At 47.3% G+C, this 1301-nt stretch carries 2 protein-coding genes; both read left to right on the top strand.

Annotated elements, in window-relative coordinates; all coding sequences use genetic code 11:
• Positions 1-91 precede the first annotated feature (91 nt).
• Complete coding sequence (locus BLR88_RS18855; protein ID WP_091261653.1) at positions 92-451, top strand: RusA family crossover junction endodeoxyribonuclease; 360 nt, start codon at positions 92-94, stop codon at positions 449-451.
• Positions 448-1206, top strand: a complete 759-nt coding sequence (locus BLR88_RS18850; RefSeq protein ID WP_091261651.1) for a BRO family protein — start codon at positions 448-450, stop codon at positions 1204-1206. The genes BLR88_RS18855 and BLR88_RS18850 overlap by 4 nt, the downstream gene beginning before the upstream one ends.
• The last annotated feature ends 95 nt before the right edge of the window (positions 1207-1301 follow it).

The following is a 1301-nucleotide window of genomic DNA, read 5'->3' as shown; positions in this document are numbered from 1 at the left end:
ATCTTTCACCAAAAGAGTTAGAGAAGTACCGTAAGCTGCCGGTGATGAAGCAAAAACGACCAGTGAACTTACCACAACGGAGGAAGAAAGCATGATTCGGTTGGTTGTACCCGGTCGACCAGTTCCGGCGGTACGCATGACGCAACGGAGTAAATTCGTCAGCAAGCAAGCGAAGCGGTATCTTGAGTACAAAAATTACGTTGGGTGGATAGCTAAAGCAGAAAGAGTTAGGAGGGCAGAGGGGCCTGTGGAGGTGAAGGCTGTTGCCTATCTACACGGCCTTCGGGAACCGGATGCAGATAATCTAGCGAAGGCATATTTGGACTCCCTTAATGGCATTGCCTGGATCGACGATCGGCAGGTGCGCAAGTTAACAATCGAAAAGGTGAAGGTGGATACAGCGAAGGAGCAACGTTCGGAAATTGAAATTTACGAGGTGAAAAAAGCATGAGTACTATGCCAACGATTTTCAATTTCGAGGATCGGGAAGTACGAGTCGTGATGGTAAATAATGAGCCGTGGTTCGTTGCCAAAGATGTTTGTGAAGTGCTCGAAATTAGCAAGCATCGCGATGCAGTATCTCGTCTTGATGATGACGAAAGGGGGTCGGTATTAGTGGACACCCCTGGCGGAAAGCAGGAAATGGTGGCAGTAAACGAATACGGTATCTATTCGCTAGTCATGACCAGTCGAAAATCGGAAGCGAAAAAGTTTAAGCGTTGGGTTACGCATGAAGTTCTTCCTGCTATTCGTAAAACAGGAAGTTACAGTGTACAACAAAACAATGTTGTTCCTCTATCGAAAGACCAGGCGATTGTTACGGTTCTGAGAACTACAGCAGACTTATTGGAGGGACAGGAAGAGTTGCGGCAAGGACAACAGCAGCTTGAAATGAAGCTGGCAGAAGTGGATCGGAAAGTCGAGGAGCAGATTACCTTAAACAGTCACGAGCAGCGTAAAGCGCAGAAAGAAATTGCCAAGCGTGTGTATGAGTTGGCCGAGCAGATAGCATACAAGCAGCTTTGTTTCGATGGAACAGAAGAGATTATGCCGGACTTGGAGAAAGAGCGCCGGAAGTTATTCAGTGAAATTCATCGAGCTATCAAAGATTGTTTTGCTGTTCCGAGTTACCGTGATGTGCGGCGCTCAGAGTTCAATCAGTTATTGCTGTTTATCCAAGTATGGCGGCCGAGGCTGGTGGCGTAATGAAAAAAGCACGCTACTACCTGCTTAGTCGCAGAGAGAAAGGGTTTGGCTCTGCTCACGTTGTCTACCGATACGAACTCATCAGATGGAACGAC

This window comes from Aneurinibacillus thermoaerophilus (assembly GCF_900099925.1).
In the GTDB taxonomy this organism is placed as follows: Bacteria; Bacillota; Bacilli; order Aneurinibacillales; family Aneurinibacillaceae; genus Aneurinibacillus; species Aneurinibacillus thermoaerophilus.
Note: the sequence above shows the minus strand (reverse complement) of the source record. Positions and strands in the feature narration are given on the sequence as shown.

Coding starts and splice junctions, on each gene's coding strand:
- BLR88_RS18855 (WP_091261653.1), top strand. CDS start 92: ATGATTCGGTTGGTTGTACCCGGTCGACCAGTTCCGGCGGTACGCATG.
- BLR88_RS18850 (WP_091261651.1), top strand. CDS start 448: ATGAGTACTATGCCAACGATTTTCAATTTCGAGGATCGGGAAGTACGA.